General features: G+C 72.4%; 2 protein-coding genes. Both read left to right on the top strand.

The annotated features are described in order from the left end of the window. On the top strand, positions 1 to 2,992 hold a 2,992-nt coding region (locus ACIRD7_RS43195), incomplete at its 5' end, for a type I polyketide synthase (protein WP_403461559.1). A 21-nt stretch (positions 2,993 to 3,013) separates the two neighbouring features. After that, positions 3,014 to 3,960 (top strand): beta-ketoacyl synthase N-terminal-like domain-containing protein (locus ACIRD7_RS43190; protein WP_403461557.1); only part of this gene is annotated, 947 nt, incomplete at its 3' end.

The raw sequence follows: 3,960 nt of genomic DNA, 5'->3' as shown, positions 1-3,960 counted from the left end.
CTTCCACGACGCCATCACCACCCTCCACCAACACGGCATCACCACCTACCTCGAACTCGGCCCCGACCCAGTCCTCACCACCATGGGCCAGGCATCCCTCCCCCAGGACGCGGACGTGGAACCGAAGTTCGTCACGGCACTGCGCAAAGACCGTCCGGAGCCCGACGCCCTGGTCGCCGCCTTGGGCGAGCTGTGGGTGCGTGGATCCGCTCCGGACTGGCGGGCCGTGTTCGGCGGCCGGGAGGCGCGGCGGGTCGATCTGCCCACCTACCCGTTCCAGCACCAGCGCTACTGGCAGCCGAACACGGCCCCAGCCAAGGACGCCGCTGCCGTGGGCCTCGGGGAGGTCGTCCATCCGCTGATCGGCGCGGCCGTCACGCGGGCCGACAGCGAAGAACTGCTGCTCACCGGGCGGCTGTCACTGCGTACCCACCCGTGGCTGGCGGACCATGTGGTCCTGGGCCGGGTGCTGCTGCCGGGAACGGCGTTCGTGGAGTTGGCGCTCCAGGCGGGCGACGAGACACGGACCGGCTTCCTCGAGGAGCTGACGCTCGAAGCGCCGCTGGTGCTGCCGGAGCGGGGAGCGGTCAGCTTCCAGGTGGCCGTAGGCGCCCCGGACCCCTCCGGGCGGCGTGAGCTGGCGGTGCACTCCCGGCTGGAGAGCGAGTCCGCCGAGCAGCCATGGATCAGGCACGCCACCGGCGTACTCGCGGGTGAAGAAGCCCGCCCTGCCGGGCAGGGTCTCGCGGTTTGGCCGCCCGAGGGTGCGGTGCCGGTGGATCTGACGGATCGTTACGAAGTGCTGGCCGTACAGGGCTTCGGCTACGGTCCCGCCTTCCAGGGCCTGCGACGGGCGTGGCGCCGGGGAGAAGAGGTGTTCGCCGAACTGGCCCTGCCCGACGACCAGGTGCCGACGGCCCAGGACTTCGGGCTGCACCCCGCGCTGCTCGACTCGGCGCTGCACGCGATCGAGCTGGGCGTGCTGCCCGGCACGGGTGAGCCGAGGCTGCCGTTCTCCTGGAGCGGCGTACGGCTGTATGCCGTCGGCGCCGGAGCCGCTCGGGTGCGGATCGCGCCGGCCGGGACGGACGCGGTGACGATCGAGGTCACCGACAGCGCGGGCGCTCCGGTCGCCGCCGTGGACGCGCTCGCCGTGCGGTCGGTCTCGGCCGAACAACTGAGCGCGGCGGGTGGGCCGGCCGATGAGCCGCTGTACCGCGTGGACTGGGTGCCCGCCCCGGCCGGCGCAACGCCCGCAGCCCCCACCGTCGTACGACTGCGGGGTCAGGATTCGGTGCACGGGACGGTGCACGAGGCGCTGGCGCTGACGCAGCGCTGGCTCGCCGAGGAGCGGCCGGAGAAGGAGCGGCTGGTCGTCGTGACCGAGCGGGCCGTGGCGACCTCGGACGGCGAGGGCGTACACGACCTCTCGGCCGCGGCCGCCTGGGGTCTGCTGCGTTCGGCGCAGACCGAGAACCCGGACCGGATCGTGCTGGTGGACGTCGAGGATCTCGACGACCCGCAGGCCGTGGAGGTGGCCCTGAGTGCGGCGGGCAGCGAGTTCGCCGTCCGCGGCGGCAGGGCGCTCACTCCCAGGCTTGCGCGGGTCAGCGCGCCGGGCAGCGCGGAGTCGCCCTTCCGGTCCGACGGCACGGTGCTGATCACCGGGGCGACCGGGGCTCTCGGCGGTCTGCTCGCCCGTCACCTCGTCACCGAGCACGGCGTACGGCGACTGCTGCTGGTCAGCCGACGCGGTCCGGGCGCGGACGGGGCGGCGCGACTGGAGCGGGACCTCACCGCTCTCGGCGCCCATGTCACGCTGGCGGCCTGCGATGTCGCCGACCGCGCCGCGCTGGACACACTGCTGGCGCGGATACCCGCCGAGCACCCCCTCACCGGGGTCGTGCACGCTGCGGGCGTCCTGGACGACGGTGTGTTCGCGACGCTGACACCGGAGCGGGTCTCCGGGGTGCTGCGGCCGAAGGCCGACGCCGCCCGCAATCTGCACGAGGCCACCCGCGAGCTGGAGCTGACCGTCTTCGCGCTGTTCTCCTCGATCCAGGGTGTGTCCGGTGGTGCCGGTCAGGCGAACTACGCGGCGGCCAACGTCTACTTGGACGCCCTCGCCCAGCACCGTCGCGCGCTCGGGCTGCCCGCCGTGTCCCTGGCCTGGGGGCCGTGGGCGGAGGGCGGCATGGCGGCGGCGCTCAGCGAGGCCGACCGGAGCCGGTTCGCCAGGAGCGGCATGCTGCCGATCGCGCCGGAGCAGGGCATGGCGCTGTTCGACTCCGCGATCGCGCTCGGTCTGGCGGGTGTCGTGCCGCTGCCGCTCGACTCGGCCGCGCTGCGCGCCAGGGGCGAGGACGTGCCGCCGCTGCTGCGGGGCCTGGTCCGGGTTCCGGTGCGCCGGGCGGTGGCCGGCACGGGCACGGCAGCGCAGACGGACGCGCCGTCGCTCACGCAGCGGCTCGCCGGTCTGTCGGCGCAGGAGCGTGAGGAGCTGCTGCTCGGGCTGGTCCGCGAGGAGGTTGCGCGCACGCTCGACTACGGCGTCGACGCGGTGGACCCCCGGCGCGGGTTCAAGGAGCTGGGCATCGACTCGCTCACCGCCGTCGAACTGCGCAACCGCCTCAACAGGGCCACTGGTCTGCGCCTGCCCGCCACCCTCGTCTTCGACCACCCCACCCCCGAAGCCGTCATCCGACTGCTTCTCACCGAAGTCGTCCCCGCCGAGGGCGACTCCGGTTCGGCCCCGCCGTCCGGAGCGGTCGCCGATCACGACATCCGCCGGATGCTGACGACCTTGTCGATCGACCGGCTGCGCGGCTCGGGCCTGCTGGACGGGCTCCTCAGGCTCGCGGAACCGACGGCATCCCCCGCCACACCGGAAAGCGCCGCACCGGACACGGAAACAGACAACGTCTCAGACATGGACATCGACGCCTTGGACGTCGACGCCCTCGTACGCATGGCTCGCGAGAGTCAAGGCTGAAGAGTCCTGGAGAGAAACAGCATGAACAACACCTCGTCCGAAGCGGTCGTGGCAGCGCTGCGGGACTCGTTGAAGGAGACCAACAGGCTGCGTCAGCAGAACCAGGAACTCCTCTCGGCCGCCCGCGAACCCATCGCCGTAGTGGGTATGAGCTGCCGCTACCCCGGCGGTGTCGCGTCCCCCGAGGATCTGTGGACGCTGGTCGAGCGGGGCACGGACGCCATATCGCCGTTCCCCGTCGATCGGGGCTGGGACCTGGAACGACTGCACGACCCGGACCCCGACCGGCCGGGTACGTCGTACACCCGTGAGGGCGGTTTCCTGCACGAGGCGGCGGAGTTCGACGCCGAGTTCTTCGGGATCTCCCCGCGTGAGGCCCTCGCCATGGATCCGCAGCAGCGGCTCTTCCTGGAAGCATGCTGGGAGGCCTTCGAGCGGGCGGGCCTCGATCCCACCGGGCTGCGCGGCAGCGACACCGGTGTGTACGCGGGGATCATGTACCACGACTACGGGCCGTACCTGTTCGAGCCCGTGGAGGGCGCCGACGGCCACCGGCTGACCGGCGGGGCCGGCAGCGTGCTCTCGGGCCGGGTGTCGTACACGTTCGGTCTGGAAGGCCCGGCCGTCACGGTGGACACGGCCTGCTCCTCCTCGCTCGTGACGCTCCATCTGGCCGCCCAGTCGCTGCGTCAGGGCCAGTGCTCGCTCGCGCTGGCCGGCGGCGTCACCGTGATGTCGTCGCCGGGCACTTTCGTGGAGTTCAGTCGGCAGAAGGGGCTGGCACCTGACGGGCGCTGCAAGTCGTTCGCGGCCTCCGCCGACGGAACCGGATGGTCGGAGGGTGTCGGAGTCCTGGTCCTGGAGCGGCTGTCGGACGCCCAGCGCAACAACCACCCCGTCCTCGCGATCATCCGCGGCTCGGCCATCAACCAGGACGGCGCCAGCAACGGCCTCACCGCACCCAACGG

Source organism: Streptomyces sp. NPDC093568 (genome assembly GCF_044764945.1).
Classification (GTDB): Bacteria; Actinomycetota; Actinomycetes; order Streptomycetales; family Streptomycetaceae; genus Streptomyces.
Note: the sequence above shows the minus strand (reverse complement) of the source record. Positions and strands in the feature narration are given on the sequence as shown.